Annotated in this window: 17 protein-coding genes; 9 read left to right on the top strand and 8 right to left on the bottom strand. The window is 39.3% G+C overall.

Annotated features, from left to right (window positions below):
* Positions 1 to 16 precede the first annotated feature (16 nt).
* Positions 17 to 649 carry a paraquat-inducible protein A gene (locus tag AC1M9H_RS12765; RefSeq protein ID WP_481613550.1) on the bottom strand — a complete coding sequence of 211 codons (633 nt, stop codon included), beginning with the start codon at positions 647 to 649 and terminating at the stop codon, positions 17 to 19.
* 423 nt (positions 650 to 1,072) lie between these two features.
* Here AC1M9H_RS12765 and AC1M9H_RS12760 point away from each other — a divergent pair, with 423 nt between their 5' ends.
* Genes AC1M9H_RS12760 through AC1M9H_RS12730 form a run of 7 tightly spaced genes read left to right on the top strand, consistent with a single transcriptional unit; the run spans position 1,073 to position 8,571 of the window.
* Entirely contained in the window at positions 1,073 to 2,047 is a 975-nt protein-coding gene (locus AC1M9H_RS12760) for an acyl-CoA desaturase (protein WP_481597960.1), read from the top strand.
* Positions 2,044 to 3,330 (top strand): NAD(P)/FAD-dependent oxidoreductase, encoded by a 1,287-nt coding sequence (locus AC1M9H_RS12755; protein WP_481613538.1) that lies wholly within the window; start codon positions 2,044 to 2,046, stop codon positions 3,328 to 3,330. Before AC1M9H_RS12760 ends, AC1M9H_RS12755 begins: the two co-directional genes overlap by 4 nt.
* Positions 3,331 to 3,338: 8 nt before the next feature.
* Positions 3,339 to 4,127: a DUF1365 domain-containing protein gene (locus tag AC1M9H_RS12750; RefSeq protein WP_035269389.1), complete on the top strand. Its 789-nt coding sequence runs from the start codon at positions 3,339 to 3,341 to the stop codon at positions 4,125 to 4,127.
* 1 nt (position 4,128) lies between these two features.
* Positions 4,129 to 5,325 (top strand): class I SAM-dependent methyltransferase, encoded by a 1,197-nt coding sequence (locus AC1M9H_RS12745; protein WP_481613537.1) that lies wholly within the window; start codon positions 4,129 to 4,131, stop codon positions 5,323 to 5,325.
* A 20-nt stretch (positions 5,326 to 5,345) separates the two neighbouring features.
* Positions 5,346 to 6,125 carry a DUF1295 domain-containing protein gene (locus tag AC1M9H_RS12740; RefSeq protein ID WP_035269401.1) on the top strand — a complete coding sequence of 260 codons (780 nt, stop codon included), beginning with the start codon at positions 5,346 to 5,348 and terminating at the stop codon, positions 6,123 to 6,125.
* An 8-nt stretch (positions 6,126 to 6,133) separates the two neighbouring features.
* Positions 6,134 to 7,183 (top strand): SAM-dependent methyltransferase, encoded by a 1,050-nt coding sequence (locus AC1M9H_RS12735; protein WP_481613536.1) that lies wholly within the window; start codon positions 6,134 to 6,136, stop codon positions 7,181 to 7,183.
* 44 nt (positions 7,184 to 7,227) lie between these two features.
* Complete coding sequence (locus AC1M9H_RS12730; RefSeq protein ID WP_481613535.1) at positions 7,228 to 8,571, top strand: sensor histidine kinase; 1,344 nt, start codon at positions 7,228 to 7,230, stop codon at positions 8,569 to 8,571.
* 49 nt (positions 8,572 to 8,620) lie between these two features.
* Here the strand turns inward: AC1M9H_RS12730 and AC1M9H_RS12725 are convergent, their stop codons facing one another.
* The 6 genes from AC1M9H_RS12725 to AC1M9H_RS12700 all read right to left on the bottom strand — a co-directional run bounded on the left by AC1M9H_RS12725 (position 8,621) and on the right by AC1M9H_RS12700 (position 14,354).
* Positions 8,621 to 9,304, bottom strand: a complete 684-nt coding sequence (locus AC1M9H_RS12725) for a response regulator transcription factor (protein WP_092768268.1) — start codon at positions 9,302 to 9,304, stop codon at positions 8,621 to 8,623.
* A gap of 9 nt (positions 9,305 to 9,313) precedes the next feature.
* Entirely contained in the window at positions 9,314 to 9,814 is a 501-nt protein-coding gene (locus AC1M9H_RS12720) for a chalcone isomerase family protein (protein ID WP_481613534.1), read from the bottom strand.
* Entirely contained in the window at positions 9,784 to 10,362 is a 579-nt protein-coding gene (locus tag AC1M9H_RS12715) for a nuclear transport factor 2 family protein (RefSeq protein WP_171260728.1), read from the bottom strand. Before AC1M9H_RS12715 ends, AC1M9H_RS12720 begins: the two co-directional genes overlap by 31 nt.
* Before the next feature lie 140 nt (positions 10,363 to 10,502).
* A complete protein-coding gene (locus AC1M9H_RS12710) occupies positions 10,503 to 11,768 on the bottom strand; it encodes an OprD family outer membrane porin (protein ID WP_481609252.1) in 1,266 nt (421 codons plus the stop codon).
* A gap of 64 nt (positions 11,769 to 11,832) precedes the next feature.
* A complete protein-coding gene (locus AC1M9H_RS12705; protein WP_481594067.1) occupies positions 11,833 to 13,179 on the bottom strand; it encodes an MFS transporter in 1,347 nt (448 codons plus the stop codon).
* 365 nt (positions 13,180 to 13,544) lie between these two features.
* On the bottom strand, positions 13,545 to 14,354 hold the full coding sequence (locus AC1M9H_RS12700; RefSeq protein ID WP_180000496.1) for an IclR family transcriptional regulator domain-containing protein: 810 nt from the start codon (positions 14,352 to 14,354) through the stop codon (positions 13,545 to 13,547).
* A gap of 155 nt (positions 14,355 to 14,509) precedes the next feature.
* On the opposite strand from AC1M9H_RS12700, the gene pobA reads away from it, so the two are divergent.
* Positions 14,510 to 15,700 carry a 4-hydroxybenzoate 3-monooxygenase gene (gene pobA / locus AC1M9H_RS12695; protein WP_481590765.1) on the top strand — a complete coding sequence of 397 codons (1,191 nt, stop codon included), beginning with the start codon at positions 14,510 to 14,512 and terminating at the stop codon, positions 15,698 to 15,700.
* 77 nt (positions 15,701 to 15,777) lie between these two features.
* Here pobA and pcaU read toward each other — a convergent pair whose 3' ends face one another.
* The gene (pcaU, locus tag AC1M9H_RS12690; RefSeq protein ID WP_180028016.1) at positions 15,778 to 16,602 is read right to left on the bottom strand and encodes an IclR family transcriptional regulator PcaU; all 825 of its coding nucleotides are present in this window, start codon (positions 16,600 to 16,602) and stop codon (positions 15,778 to 15,780) included.
* A gap of 272 nt (positions 16,603 to 16,874) precedes the next feature.
* Here pcaU and AC1M9H_RS12685 point away from each other — a divergent pair.
* Positions 16,875 to 17,355: 3-oxoacid CoA-transferase subunit A (locus AC1M9H_RS12685; RefSeq protein WP_481597952.1), on the top strand; the 481-nt coding region annotated here is incomplete at its 3' end.

Below are 17,355 nucleotides of genomic sequence, written 5' to 3'. Positions count from 1 at the left end.
TGAGTTGAAGTGATGGTCATGAGATTTGATTTCCATCAATTGCGTTCCATAGATCTTTGATTTTGATTGATACCAAATAGACCAACAAGACACTTAAAATGGCAAATGCCCATAAGGCAATTCCAGGAATCACAACCACCATACCCACTAATTTCACTAAGGTGACCAAAACGCCGATCAGAAATACTTCAACCATTCCCCAAGCTCTCAATTGAAAAAGTGACCGTAATGCGAGTTTAAGTGATGCATACTGTTGGGTTGCAATAATATTTTTATTGAACATTGCCATCAAAAGAATATATCCCATCAGAAGTAAGTAGGCCAAGGGGACAATAAAAGTGGTTATCAGAATAAGAAAGCCTACAAAAGCACGATCTGCCTCGAACATTGCCCAAGCCGCACCCAATAATGTGGTTTCTGAATAAATGCCTTGGAGTTCAACTTTAACAATTGAAAAACTATTGGCAATCGCAAAGATAATTAACGCAGTACAGACTAAGGCCAACAGTGTGTTAAATGTTGGAATTTTACGATAGAGCTCGGAACCGCAAGCCGAACAATAGGCACGTTCATTCTTATATAAATCGGATTTACGAAAGAGAGTATCGCACTCTTCACAAGCAACATAATTTTGATTGATTTGCACCATTCTTAAATCAGGGGCGAGTTTAGAATCCGATACAGTTTCTACATTCGTTTCAGACATCGTTGTCTCAACTTTTTCATCAATATTCTTGGTTTTTTATTTCTCCCTATAGTTTATATCGAGATTCAATAGGTTTGCCTATGATTATTTTGTTGAATCGAGATACATACCTTTTGGGTTTGGCTAATCAGTGTGCAGTCATGTAACTCAACGAGGGTATAAAAGGGGTTGAAGTGCTCATTGATCAGCATTTGTGTAGTCAAAATGAGGGTGAGTTAAGTTTATATGATGAAATTAAATTAATATTAAATTCAATGATTCAGCGTGAAATTCAAGATACAGCGTGTGCTTCACATAAACTTCATATATCAAGAACTACACTTTATTTAAATCATAAAGATCGATTGCTTAGTTTGGGATGACTGTATGTTGAAAAGCCTCATGCAATGGCTGGATAGTTGGTCCGTAAGCGTACCACATGATGCATTGACCTCTGAGAGTAAACAGATTCAATGGCTCAGAATAATTCCTTTTATCCTACTGCATCTTGCTTGTCTGGCAGTGTTTTGGGTCGGGTTTTCTTGGTTTGCTTTTGCATTTATGTTGTTTTTTTATTTTATTCGCATGTTCGCAATCACGGCTTTTTTTCATCGTTATTTGTCACACAAAACTTTTCAAACTTCGAGATGGCTGCAATTTATCTTTATTTTAATTGGCACAATGAGTGCGCAGCGTGGACCATTATGGTGGGCAGCACATCATCGATATCATCATCGTTATACAGATACTCCTCAAGACCCACATTCATCAACGCATGGATTTTGGTATAGCCATGTTGGTTGGTTTTTAAATGAATATAATTTTTCAACGCGTAAAAGTGTCATTAAAGATTGGCTGAAGTTTCCGGAGCTGATTTGGTTAGATCGTTTTAGTTTGATGATCGTCTTAATAACGGCTATCGGAATTTATGGTCTTGGGGAATGGGCTGCTTGGATGTGGCCGCATTGGGGAACCAGTGGTTTACAGTTATTGGTATGGGGAGGCGCAATTTCAACTGTTCTGCTTATTCATGCCACATTGTGCATTAACTCACTGGCTCACCATTATGGAAGCCGAGATTTTGAGACGAATGATCATAGTCGCAACAACTTATTTTTATCTCTAATTACACTTGGTGAAGGCTGGCACAACAATCATCATTTTTATGCAGGAAGTACGCGCCAAGGATTCTATTGGTGGCAGATCGATGTGACCTATTACATCTTAAAATTTATGTCATGGTTCGGCTTGGTTTGGGGAATGAAACCCATACCAGCTCGAGTCTATGAAGCAAGTAAAATTACGCGTTCGAAAAAGGCCAAACTCCAACATTCTCAAGTTCAGTCAAAGGAATCAAGATGAAAATTGCAATTATTGGATCGGGTATTTCAGGACTTTATGCAGCTTGGAAGTTGAGTAAGTTGCATGAGGTGACCGTATTTGAAAAGAATAATTATTTTGGGGGACATACTGATACTCATCAATTAAAGATCGATGGTGAGCAAGTTGCAGTGGATAGCGGATTCATTGTTTTTAATGAGCACAACTATCCTTTATTTTGTGAGATGTTGAAGGAGCTTGGTGTACAAGCTCAAAGCAGCGATATGGGGTTTTCAGTTAATAATCAGGTCACAGGACTGCAATATAACCCTTCCAAGAAATTCTCATTATTATTCAAACCACAGAACTTTTTAAAGACCTGTTTTAGAGCGATGCTGGCAGATCTATTCAGATTTTATGCAGCGAATAAAGATCTTGATGTAGATGAGACCGACCCGAATTACACTATTGAGCAATATCTCAACGAGCATGGATACTCGGATGCGTTTAGGCAAGAGCATCTCTATCCGATGTGTGGTGCATTATGGTCATGCCCAGTGGAGCAAGCAGGTCAAATTCCATATAAATTTGTAGTCAGTTTTTTTCAACATCATCGTATGTTGCAACTCAAAGATCGACCACAATGGTTAACCGTAAAAGGCGGGTCTTCTAAATATATCCGTGCAATTCAAACTCAAGCAAAGCATATTCAGTTTAAAAAAGTAGAAGTGAAGTCAGTTAAGCGCTCAGCAAATGACGTGAGTATTGAAACGGGGGAGGGAGTTGAACGGTTTGATTGGGTAGTATTTGCAAGTCATGCAGATGACACATTGAAGTTGCTCGCTGAACCAACGTTTAAAGAATCAGAAATATTAGAAAAATTTCAGTATCAAGACAATCATATGGTGTTGCATTCAGATACCAGCATTATGCCAAAATCAAAACGTCAGTGGGCAAGTTGGCATGTGCATGTCACACCGAATAGAGCGGGTCAAGTCACTCCATTTCAGCAAAGTAGTGTCCATTATGGATTTAGTTATTGGATGAATCAGCTACAAAATTTGAAATGTGAAACTCAGATTTTTGCGACATTAAATCCGAATTTTGATTTAGATCCAAACAAAGTCTGGGTTCAGCGTCACTATCGTCATCCTGTATTTAATGCGGAATCCATTGCAGCTCAGTCAAGATGGTCTGAAATAAACGGTTTAAATCGGACCTATTTTTGTGGTGCTTATTGGGGATGGGGCTTCCATGAAGATGGTGCAAGAAGTGCGTCATGGGTGGTTGAAGCCTTATTAAATTCATCAAATCAAGCCGCTTAGGAGTACTTATGCAACTGTATCCGCTTGCAATTGCAGTTGCTGACATTCGTCATCGCCGTTACTTGCCTAAGCCTTATGCTTTTCAGAGTCAGCTGACGTATTTGTGGTTTGATCCAGAACAGCTCGAACACTTCGCGCAAACTTCGATACTTTGGTCAACGAAAAAATGGAACTTTCTGAGCCTAGATTCTGATGACTTCTTGGCAAACTATCAAGGCACGATTCGAGAGAAGGTTCTGCATGTGTTGGAAGAGCATACTTTAGAAGAGCCGACGGAGCTCGCTGAAATTCGGGTGTTGGCTTTGCCGCGCACGCTTGGCTTCAGATTTAATTCGGTGGTTTTTTATTTTCTATTTAATGCCCAGCAAAAATTACAGTTCATTCTCAGTGAAATCACCAATACACCCTGGTTAGAAAGACAGGTATATGTTCACGATTGTCGCACCGGGGGGGAGCAGCATTCCGAATATACGAGCTTCCACTTCCAGTTTGACAAAGCTTTTCACGTGTCACCCTTCATGCCAATGGATCTGAAGTATCAATGGACGTTTAGTTTGGCTGAAAAACAAAATTATGTGCTTATGCAATTGTTTAAAGAGGAAAAATTACAATTCGATGCATCAATGCGTTTTGAGTTAACTCCCATCACACTTCCTTCACAACTTCATCGCTATGCTGTTTTTAAACTATTTGAGCCGATCAAGATGGTTGCAGGTATTTATTATCATGCCTTTAAGCTTTGGATAAATAGAGTTCCATTTTATCGGCATCCCAATAAAACGAAGGATAAGCTGTGATATGAAATCATTGTTAATGGGAGAGCAATCTTCACTACCGCTGGTATTACGTCATTTACTGAAATTAAAACACGGCCAAATTCATTTTAAAGGGATTTGGGAGGGTTCAGTCGGTGAGGTGAGTGATCTAGAAGCAGTGATTGAGGTCCATGATGCAAAGTTGATGGATCTACTTTTTCGTCAGGGGGTTCTTGGTGCAGCTGAAGGTTTCATTCAAGGATATTGGACGACACCAGATTTAGTGAAGATTGTGCGAATTCTTGCGAGAAATCGCGATATTTTAGATCGTATGAACCAAAGTGCCTTAGCAAAGGCGAGTCAACTCTTGCTCAAAACTTGGTATGCATCGCGTAAAAACTCATTGGAAGGTAGTCGCAAAAATATTGCTGAGCATTATGATTTAAGTAATGACTTTTTTAAGTTATTTCTTGATCCGAGCATGATGTACTCCAGCGCGGTATTCAAAGATCAATCTATGAATTTGGAACAAGCATCCGATTATAAAAAAGAAATCATATGCCAAAAATTGAAACTTCAACCGATGGATCATTTGGTTGAAATTGGCAGTGGATGGGGTGGTTTTGCGATCTATGCTGCGCAAAACTATGGTTGTAAAGTGACTACTATTACCATTTCTCAAGCTCAATATGACGAAGCTAAAGCTAGAATAGACGCTGCGGGTCTGTCTCATCGTGTTGAAGTTAAATTAAAAGATTATCGTTTACTTGAAGGTAAATTCGATAAATTGGTTTCAATTGAAATGATTGAAGCCGTTGGTGCTCAATATCTATCGACATATTTTGAAAAGTGTAGACAGCTGTTAAAACCTAATGGTGTGGCGCTTATTCAAGCCATCACCATTGAAGATGCACGATATGAAAAGGCATTGAGTACGGTCGATTACATCAAAAGATACATTTTCCCAGGTAGTTTTATTCCTTGTATCAGCGTGATGACCAATGTTGCATCAGAACAAAAATTACGTCTAAAGCATCTTGAAGATATTGGTTTAAGTTATGCACAAACGATTCACTGCTGGCGTGAACGTTTTCTAGAACAGCGTGAGCAAGTTTTAGCACTGGGCTTTGATGAAAACTTTATTCGCATGTGGGATTTTTATTTATGTTATTGCGAAGGAGGTTTTCTCGAAGGCGTCATTAGTGATGTGCACTTATTGTTTGAAGCAAGTCCATACTAAATCAGTGAGAGGACATCTCGATGTTGCTCAATTTATTTGTGATGAATGTTTTCCTGATGCTTTGTGCATGGATTTGGGTGACATTTAATCATCGTGCAGGTTTGGTCGATGTCATTTGGAGCTTTGGAATAGCTTTAAATGTCCTCATCGCAGCAAATGTAATGAATGAAGCCCCTACATCTGTTCGCATTTTTCTAGCGATCGCGAGTGGTCTTTGGTTTCTCCGTTTAGCATGGCATTTATTCAGAAGATATATCCGAGAAGATGCTGAGGACACGCGTTATGCCAATATGCGCCGTGCGATGGGAGACTTTCAACATTTAGGTTTTCTTCTCTTTTTTCTATTTCAGGCTGGGTTGATCTCCTTATTCTCATATCCAATGATCAAATTGCTCAGTATACCTGCGATGCAGTGGAGTAACTCGACAGAACTGCTGCTGCTGATTTCAGGATTAATCATGCTGGTTGCATTTATTGGTGAGGCACTCGCAGATCATCAGTTGTATCAATTTAAATTGAACCCGAATAATCGTGGCAAAACGATGGATCAAGGGTTATGGAAATATTCACGCCATCCGAATTACTTTTTTGAATGGATACATTGGTTTGCTTATCCAATCTTAGGTATAGCGGCGGGAACGCCTTGGTTGTGGATCTATCCGGTGTTGATGTGGCTCTTTTTGTACTACATCACGGGTATTCCATTTAGTGAACAGCAAGCGCTCAAAAATCGTGGTGCAAACTACAAGATGTACCAACAAAAAACATCAATGTTTCTTCCTTGGCCACCGAAAAAGTAGGTAATTACATGGATTCAATCGTTCAACAATCGTTAAAACTCATTGAAAGTGGCAAAGTTCCAGATCAAGTTATTCGTCTTGGTATCCAAGCACTTTGCAAAAAACGTCTTGAGCAAGAAGGTCGTTTTGACCCTGTATTCGCTTCACAGCGTTATATGGATGTATTAAGAGACTTGAAAAAAAGTGAAATCGCGATTGATACAGACAAGGCAAATGAACAACATTATGAATTGCCTACAGCATTCTTTCAGGCCGTGTTGGGCAAGCGTTTAAAGTACAGTGCCAGTTTATTCCATGATGCTAAAACCAGTTTAGATCAAGCTGAGGAAAATGCCCTGCAGGTCTACTGTGAACGTGCGCAATTACAAGATGGTCAGGACATCTTAGAAATAGGCTGTGGTTGGGGATCACTCAGTTTGTATATGGCGGAGCATTATCCAAATGCCAACATTACGGTAGTATCAAACTCCAATACTCAACGTCTTCACATTCAACAAAAAGCCAAAGAAAAGCAATTTAACAATTTGACAGTCATCACCTGTGATGTAAATCAACTCGAGTTGGAGCAAAACTCTTTTGATCGTGTTGTATCCGTTGAAATGTTTGAGCATGTTCGAAACTATCAGCGATTATTTGCCAATATTAGCCAATGGCTCAAAGCAGATGGTTTATTGTGGTGTCATATTTTCTGCCATCGATTTATTCACTATCCATTTGAAGTTAAAAATGATTATGACTGGATGTCTAAATATTTTTTTACAGGCGGTTTAATGCCTGCTGTTTCGACTTTCCTGCACTTTCAGGATCATTTACAGTTAGAAAACCAATGGCAATGGTCTGGACAACAGTATGAACATACAGCCAATGCATGGTTAAATAATATGGACCAAAAAAAGGACTTACTTAAACCACTATTTAAGCAAACTTATGGTCAAGATGCGGAAATATGGTGGCAACGTTGGAGAATTTTTTTCATGGCTTGTGCAGAACTATTTGGTTATGACAAAGGCCGTGAATGGGTGATCGGCCATTATTTGTTTAAGAAGCGAGCTGTTTGAAGTTCAAACTAAGCTTAGAGATAAGGCGAAGAGGGTACATCTCCATGATGAGGCTATTTAGGGATAAGCGCGATCATCCTTTGGGTGAGGTGTTTAACCGCTATTATTGGCTACAAATTGGTCTTATTGCCTTGTCTATTGTGATTGGGATTGGTTGCAGTGCTTGGGTCATTAAAGGAACATTGCTGACCACAGCGCTCGAACAGGAGATGGAGCATTACTGGCAGCGTATGGAGCGTAATCCAGAAGCTGCTTTACCCGACACTAAAAATTTATATGGATATCGTTGGGCCGATGACGAGTTAGCCCCCTCTGAATTTCGTAATTTAAAACTCCAATCGGGTGTACATCGACACTATATCGATGGTAAAGACCGGATGACGGTTTATGGGACACGCAATGGTGAACACGTTTTTTTAGTGTTTGGTGAAAGTAATGTTAATAAGCTTATTTGGCTGTTTGGTTTAGCGCCACTCATGGTCAGCTTATTTTTGCTATACAGTGTCTTGTGGTGGTGGAATCGCCGTGCACGCCGCTATTTTTCGCCCATCACACGCTTAGCCAATGCACTCGAACATATCGATTGGGAACATCAGAATAATCGAGCATCACCATTTAAAGAAATTAAAACAGATTCTAATTTGGAGGCTGAATATCTCAAGCAAGCACTTGAAAAATATCATCAAGTTTTAAGCGAATTCATTCAGCGTGAAAGAGAGTTTACTGGCGATGTTAGTCATGAACTTCGAACACCGCTCACAATATTGAAGGGAAATGTACAACTTTGTCAGGCCCGTTATGGTGATAACAAATCCTTTACTCGATTGCAAAACACAATCGAAGATATGCAGTTATTGGTCGATACACTTTTGGCGATTGCTCGAAATACCACAAGCAATTTACAAAGTGAAAAAACCCGTTTATCTGAATTGCTTCAAGATGTTGTAAGTGACTTGAATAGTGTCAGTTTGGCAAAAGGAATGAGTATCGATTTAAACATCGAAGTTAATGAGGTCAAACGTCATTTATATCCATCGATGACAAAAATGGTGTTTAGCAATATTTTAAGAAATGCATTGAATTACTCTCAAGGTACAAGCATTAATGTCATTCTCGAAAAAAATAAAGTGTTGGTCGCAGATAATGGTATCGGGATTGATTTACCGAATAACTCTAAGGTGCAAGAACTAACGAATCAGCAGCTGCAACTCGATATCAAAGGTCATGGTATCGGGCTACAACTGGTTCAAAAATTATGTAAACAACTTGGCTGGAGAGTAGAGTTATTTGATCGTGAATACTATTTGATGACTCATCCAAAAGTTGACTTGTCACTCAGTTCAGGACTGATTGTGGTCGTTTACTTAAATGATCAGCCTCCAAAATAGCGTATTTGGGGGAATTTGATCTGAAGTGTGAATTCAGTAGTAACTAGTTTTATTCAACTGCGATCTTTAGACCTACCCCTGAAACGGTGTGTATTAATTTTTGTTCAAACGGCTTATCGACCATTTTTCTTAAATTATAGATATGGCTTCTGAGTGCATCGCTTTCTGGTTCTTCATCCCCCCATAACTCAAGCATGATCTCCTGTTTAGTGAGCACTTTAGGTGAGTTTCGCATAAGTAATTTTAAAAGTTTGAATTGAATAGGTGGCAGTTCGATCATTTGACCTGCACGAGTGATTTGCTGTAAAGCAGGGTCTAATGTGAGATCGTGAATTTTGATTTGGCTGTTAGATACTTCTCCTAATGAGCGTTTGATCAGTGCACGAACACGATAAACCAATTCATTAAAATCAAATGGTTTGACTAAATAATCATCTGTACCTGCTCGGAAACCTTTTAATTTATCATCCAAAGTATCACGAGCAGTCAGCATCAGTACCGGGAGGTCGAGTCCTTGTTCGTTGCGAAGCCATTCACACAGGTCATACCCTGTACCGTCAGGTAAATTAATATCTAACAGTAGAATATGATAAGGATGTTGCTTGAGCAGTTGACGTGCCACATCCAAATTACGCGCATGATCAACCACAAAATTATGCTCTTCTAAAAATTCACATAATGTTGAAGCAAGTTCGTAATGATCTTCGACCATTAAAATAAAATGTTTAGTCATGTCGACAGATTAGTCCAATAATTGCTTTTTTAAAGTATCACTAAATGGAGACGAACCCAGCCAAATTTTAAAATAATCATTGGCATTCATGTATTGAATTTTACCCAAAATTTTTTGATTTAGACTCAAAGTTAAAGTCTGGGTCGTATGGGTATAGCTTAGACTGTAAATATCACCAGATCGAACGGGTTGATACAATTGTGTGATCTGGTCAAGCTGTTTCAACGTATTGGCTTGTTTGACATTTCGTTTGAGAAAGTGCGTTGCAGCCTTTTTAAAAGCCCATTCTGGAATATTTTGAGTATAAGCAAAGTCCATGCGAATATCTTGATTCTTCCAAGTGCTTTGACAATTTTGAGCGAAATAAGTTGCTTTACCGACATTTTTTTGTCCGACTTTGAGGTCTCCTTGACCACACTCACGCACACTTTGTGCATGCGCGAGTGGTAAGAAGAATAGACTCAAAGCAGAGAGGGTGATTATTGCGATTTTTTGAAAGGCAATAACCATGCGTATAACCCTCCAGCATATGGTAGTGAGCGAAATAAGCCATCAGCTGGGTCCCAAAAGTCTTGCTGAAACACAATTTTGTCTTGCTCATTGAGTTTTATTTCACTAATTCCATGTGATTCCATGCTTCGAGTCGTGCCGAAGATTTTAAAATCATATGCCATACGCCAATGCACATAGGCTGAGTCGTCAAAATGTGATGTGTTGAGCAATTTGACTGAAACATTACTGACACGGTTATTCATACCTTTGAAGTGTTCGACTAGATTTTCACGCTTACTAAATTGTGAAAGTGTGTCATTGATATATAAACTGTCAGCATACAGATTGCTTGCTCGGTTAGTGAATTCAGGTGTACCTAAAGTATTGAATGCACTGGTAAAACGAACCCCTATATCTTGAGCTTTGGCAGGCGTCATGGTGATGCCTTGAACTGTCGATCTTGCTTGAGCATAATCATCAGAGTAACTTGGGATGCTTGCACAGCCTGATAAAAAGAGTAGAGGAAGGCTCAATGTCGCAGCCACAATTTTTTTGACGTGTTTCATGATCTCAATCCACTAATTTATTCTTATTTTTTAATCTACTGGCAATCTTGTGAAATGGATGTGAAATTAAAATATGAGCTGTGATCGATGAAAGGTATTTGTGTTAAAGGGAGTTCCGTTGAACTCCCTTTAACTTTGTTTTATTTAAATTTCCAAGTGTAATCAATGTTGACACGCATTTCGTCATCCGACTTAAATGCCATACCTACTGGTGGGATATCGTTACGGTAGCGACTATAACGTGTACGAATATTTAAACCTTCGAGTTTACCCGTTGGAACACGATAGCTGAGCTCGAAATCAAGAGCATCTTGTTCAAACGTCTGATTGTCGGTGTTACGAATTTCAATATCATCGCCTTTACTATAACGAGTCATAAACTTTAGACCTTTCAATGAAGTGTCTTTAAAGTCATAGTCATAGCGTGCGTGATAGACTTTTTCATTAATGTTGGTGAAATCAGCACTCATACTATCTAAGAACACTGCTGGCTCTGAACCCGCTAAGGTCGGAAGAGCTGTATCACCAAAAGACTGCATATAGCCCAAACTGAAAGTATGATTGTTACGGTTAAGCCCAAAAATACCGCTCAAATGTTGATTTTCAATATGTCCTGCACGAGCTTGACCTGAGTCTTCACTCACAAACAGGCGTACATCCCCTAAGAAATGCCCAATACCTATATCATGTTTGCTTTTTGCACCAATGAAATTTTGGTGATAAACATCATGAAGGTTGGCATGAAAGAGTTGCGCACTAATTTGATCGTTAAATTTATATTCAGCACCAAGCATGTGTAAGCCAGATGATTCGGCAGCAGTCTTAAATCGATTATTAGGATTGCCAACTTTAATTTTTTCATAATCTGTTGAATCACGTTGATTCACACGATCCACATACAGGGCATGAATTTTCAAATTATCCACTTCATTGATTTGAAGATGTGTACCTCGATAATTTTGCTGGAATAAACGAGCTGGTGAAGAGAACAAAACAGGGAACATTGGTGCGAGTGTACCCCCATGTAAAGTCGATTTGCCCACTTTCGCTTTTGCCGTCCAGCGAATTTCTCCATACTGATCAGCTTTACCTGATGGACTGGTTGGCAGTAATCCCGAAGCTGCATAATCGTCGGCATCACTGCCTAAAAGATTAAAACCTGCCAGTGCCATAATGTCTAAACCTAGTCCTACGGTACCTGGTGTATAGCCTGAATTAGCTTTAAAGATAAAACCTTGAGCCCAGTCTTTCTGATCTTTACCTGATGCATCTTGTGTATATGCGCGATCAAAATAAAAATTGCGAGCTGTTAGATTGACTGATGCATCATCTATAAATGAATTTGCTTGCGTTGTTGATAGAAATCCAGACGCAATTACCCCTAAAAAGATTGCAGAAAATCTCATTATTGTCCCTATATGAAAAGTGGAGCTAGACGTCTTGTCTAGCTCTAAAGTATTTAAAAAATGATTATGCAGATGTTGGTTGTTGGAAATGCAATTGTGCAGTTTCTTTATTTTTGAGTTTTGAAATGCTTAATACCATGATAATGGCTGCAACGAATGCCAACGCATAATAACCGTAAAGTACAAGTGATGAGATACCACTGTCGAGGAAAGCACCTGCAACTAGTGGAGACAAAATACCGCCTACACGACCAAAACCAATCGCATAACCAACACCAGTCGCACGAACATCAGCATCATAGATTGCAGGAGACATCGCATATAGACCTGCGACACATCCGTTTGACATCATGCCAAGGAATAAAGCGAGAATGAATGCGATCATGAGTGAACCAGTACTGTTCACAAATAACCAGATCAAGATTGCAGTTAAGGCAAGGAAAGCCGCTTGAACATAGTAAATACGGATACGTGAACTAATCAGACCTAACAGCGCAGCACCAAACATACCGCCAGCACTAATCAGGACACCTGCTGTTACACCTTGTTCAGTGGTCATCCCATTTGCAGATAAGATTTTTGGTGTCCAACTCATGACGAAGTAGAAACCAAACATAACGAAGAAGAAGCTAAACCAGATACAAATCGTTTGAAGTGCCAATTTAGGGCTGAACAAACGTGCCAAACCACTCTTTGCTTGTTCGCTGGTCATAGTGACCGTAGGAAGTTGCTGTAATGGGGTAATATTGATTTTCTTTGCTAAAACATTAATACGTTCTAGAGCATTTTTTGGCTGTTTAACCAAAAGGTAATCAAGTGATTCTGGTAAGGTGAAATAAGACACGACCAACATGAATAAAGTCGCTAAACCACCTGTTAAGAAGACTGCACGCCATCCGAAATTGCTGATAAGCGCAATTGCAATAATCCCACCAACGGTTGCACCAATCGCGTAACCTGTACATTGTAAGCTGACTGCGAGACTTCTCCAACGCAGAGATGCGTACTCACTTGCAATAACATTACTACTTGCGAGAATACCGCCGATGCCTAAACCAGTCACAAAACGCATCATGCCAAGTTGCATTGCAGTCTGAGCAAATGATGCTGCAACCATACTTACTCCAGAGATAAGTAGGCAAAGTAAGATGAGTGGGCGGCGACCGATTTTGTCAGCCCAAGGTGCAAGAAATAGTGAGCCAGCACCCATACCAAATAGGCCAGCACTCAATAGTGCACCAAGTTCAGCGCCAGTCAGTCCCCACTCGGCAGAAACAGATGCAGCAGTAAAGGCCATGACAAGAACGTCAAAGCCATCAATAACATTTAATAAAATACAGATACCGATAACAAACCACTGAAACCCATTCATGGTCTTGTTATTCATTTCCTCACGCGGGTTCTGAACCATTTACTTTCTCCATGGAATAAGACCTCATTGAAAAGCACTACGTGTGGCATGTGATTACATGTCATAAACGTAGGCAGACTTCAGAAGTCATCCTAGTAATGTTTAAGGTGTTCATCGCAGTCAGAACCCGTCCATATTCTGGTATTGATGAAATAATCAACACGTCTGCAATGTGCATGAATTTAGCATTATTGGATCCAAATTCAAGCAAAAAAATATTAACTTAGATATATTTTAGATTAAATGGATCCATATTTGCGAAGAAGTACTTGAAAAATATACTAAAGTACTAGGGATTAAAAAAATGAACGCCTCAGTTAAAGAAAGGAAAAAAATCTTAAAAGTTCATTCGAATCTTCCGAATTTTATAAAATAGCGCGCAAATCATGAGCTACTTGTTTAAGCTGGGGCAAAATATTTTGGATTAAATATGTTTCTGTAATTCTGTGGCTGGATCCGATACAGTTGAGTGCGGCTACAGTATCACCTTGCATGTTGAGAATAGGGACAGCTAAAGCAATAATTCCCAATTCATGTTCTTCTGTAGAAATGCAATAGTCTTGTTTTTGAACAGTTGCAATAGTGTTTATAAACTTTTGATGATCTATGATGGTAAAAGGCGTTAATCTCTTGAGTGGATATTGTGCAAGCCATTGATTAAGTTCATCATGGCTCAATCTTGAGAGTAGTATTTTACCTGTTGAGGTGGCGTAGGCTGGAAGGCGATTACCTAGATGAATACCCAACGGACTCATTTTAGATGATTCGTTCTGTTGAGGAACACTTTTCGCAACAGGTACTACTTCATGTTCATCGAGTACCGTGACTGAATAGCTCAGTGCAGTTTTGATACTGAGTAAATTCAGCATAGGTTGAGCGACTTTTGGCAAATATGCAGAGCTTAGATAAGCACTTGAAAAGCGTAAAACTTTGTAGGTGAGCCAATAAAAATGTTCATCTGTGTCTAAATAACCTAAAAATTTTAAAGTTCTTAAATATCGTCGTGCTGCGCTGCGACTCAATCCTGTACGTTCAGCAATTTGGGTGACATTTAATTTTTGACGTTCAACACCAAAGCACTCTAATAGATTCAAACCTTTAGCAAGGCCTGCAATATAATCATCATATTGAATTACTTCTTTATTTTTAGCATTTGAAATCAATTCATTGCGCATGATATTGCTCTGATTTACACCCTTTAATTCTGATATCTTGTCCGATGATCGGTCATTTGTCACTAAATTCGGTCGTATTTAGGGCTAAAGTCTAGTACCTCAGTTGGAATTTCATTAGGTTTTACAAAAGGAAAAAAATTGAGGGTGTTTGCAATATGGAAATTTTAAAAACCAAAGTCGCGATTATTGGTTCAGGTCCAGCAGGTTTATTACTCGGTCAACTGCTATATAAAGCGGGTATTGATCATATTTTAATTGAACAGCGCAGTGCTGAATATGTTGCTAGTCGAATCCGTGCTGGGATTTTAGAGCAAGTTTCAGTAGATTTATTGACTGAAGCTGGTGTAGATCAGCAACTCCGTGAAAAAGGGTTACCTCATCAGGGTATTGAAATTCTAACCAATGGTGAAAAGCATCGTGTTGATTTAACGCAGTTGACGGGTGGTAAACAAGTTACGGTATATGGCCAAACTGAAGTCACCAAAGATTTAATGCAGGCTCGCACAGCGGCTCAACTCACTTCATACTATGAATCAGCTAACGTTCAAGTACATGATTTCTACGGTCAACCAAGTGTTACTTTTGAGCATAATGGTCAGCAAGTTAAAGTTGAATGTGATTTTATCGCAGGTTGTGATGGGTACCATGGTGTGTGCCGTGCCAGTGTGCCAGAAGACAAAATTAAAACTTTTGAGAAAGTCTATCCATTTGGCTGGTTAGGGGTATTGGCAGATGTACCTCCTGTTGCGGAGGAACTAATTTATGTGCAATCTGATCGTGGATTTGCATTATGCAGTATGCGTTCTAACACGAGAAGTCGCTATTATCTACAAGTACCGTTAACGGATAAAGTTGAAAACTGGTCAGATGAGCAATTTTGGGAAGAGTTAAAAAATCGTCTAGATCCTGAAAGCCGTGAAAAGCTCGTGACTGGTCCATCAATTGAGAAGAGTATTGCGCCATTACGTAGTTTTGTCACTGAGCCAATGCGTTTTGGTAAAATGTTCTTGGCGGGTGATGCTGCTCATATTGTACCGCCAACAGGAGCTAAAGGTTTAAACCTCGCTGCATCTGATATTGCGTATCTTTCTCAAGCTCTCATTGAATATTATCAAACGGGTTCTGAGCAGGGGATTGAGCAGTATTCTGAAAATTGCTTAAAACGTGTATGGAAAGCAGAGCGTTTCTCTTGGTGGATGACTCATTTATTACATCGTTTTGAGACAGAAACCGAATTCGAGCATAAAATCAAACAAGCTGAATTAAGTTATATTCTTGGCTCAGAAGCAGGGCAAACTACGCTTGCTGAAAACTATGTTGGACTACCACTCCAAAAAGCGAGTTAATCCTCGAAGTCAAGCTTAATCCATTGGCTAATTTTTAGCACACACCAAATTGCTCCACAATTTGGTGTGTTTTTTTATTAAACAAATTGTCTAAATTCAATCGAGGTTTGCTGTAATAAGGGCAGAATATACTGAATTAAATATTCCTTACTGGTTTTACCTGTCGGTGACACAATGTTCAATGCTGCGACAACATCAGCACGATGATTGTGAATAGGTACAGCCAAAGCATGTACGCCTAACTCATGTTCTTCAGCTGAGTAACAATATTCATCAGCTCTAACTTCTGCTAATAATTTTATAAATTTCTCATTATCGGTATACGTATATTTGGTGAGTGCTTTGAGTGGATATTTTTCCAACCATTCTTGTTGTGCTTCCTTGGATAAATAACTTAATAAAATTTTCCCTGCAGATGTCGCATGAGCGGGTAGTCGGTTACCTAAATGTAATCCATAAGGATTAACACGATCAGTCTGTTGATGCGCTGCACTACGTGCAATCGTAATAGCTTCGTAGCCATCTAATACCATCACGGAATAAATGAGAGAGGTTTGCTGAGTAAGTAAATTCAACAATGGCTGAGCAATTTTAGGCAGCTGTGCACCACTTAAATATGCACCTGAAAATTTTAAAATTTTAGGTGTTAAATAATAGTAATGACCATCAAACTCTAAATAACCTAAATATTCTAAAGTCATTAAATGTCGTCTTGCAGCGGCTCGAGTCAACCCTGTTTTTTCTGCAGCCATGGTCACATTTAAACGGTGACGGTCATTTGCAAAACAATCTAGGATAGCCAGTCCTTTGCTGATACCTGCAATAAAGTCTTCGTGACGAATCCACTTTTTATTATCTGGATTTTGAAGTTGTCTGTTCCTTGAGTCTGATTCTGTAGACACAGCATTTTCCTTGCTATTTTAAAAATTGAATTATTGATGCTGATTTAGAATCTTGAGCAATATACTCAAGATATTGTTCGATCATCGAACAAAAAATCTGTAAATCGTACAAAAACCTTTTTTCAAGGTAGCTCAAGCTTTTTAATTTATCAAGAATGGAGTGACGGAATCCAAGCGATTTAGTTGCATATTTCAATCTCCGTCCAGATTGAAATTGCGCTAATCGTGGATTCCCCAAATATTAAAATATGTTGTACAGAGGGAGTTGTTGGATGATCGATAAATCGTCACAGTCTTTAGTTGAAGCTTTATCCCAAATTAAAGACGGTTCAACCATTATGATTGGTGGGTTTGGTACCGCAGGTCAGCCTGCTGAACTCATCGATGGCTTAATTGAACTCGGTATTAAAGACTTAGTGATCGTCAACAACAACGCAGGTAATGGTGATTACGGCTTGGCTAAACTGTTACAAGCAGGCGCTGTACGTAAAATCATCTGTTCTTTTCCTCGTCAGTCTGACTCTTATGTCTTCGATGAACTCTACCGTGCAGGCAAAATCGAGTTAGAACTTGTACCGCAAGGCAACTTGGCTTGCCGTATTCAAGCGGCGGGTATGGGCTTAGGTCCAATCTACACACCAACAGGTTTTGGTACTTTGCTCGCTGAAGGCAAACCAACCATGAATTATGAAGGTAAAGACTACGTTTTAGAAAATCCAATCAAAGCTGACTTTGCGTTAATTAAAGCGCATA

This window comes from Acinetobacter sp. ANC_7512 (assembly GCF_056779935.1).
This window is presented reverse-complemented; position numbering and strand designations above follow the sequence as displayed.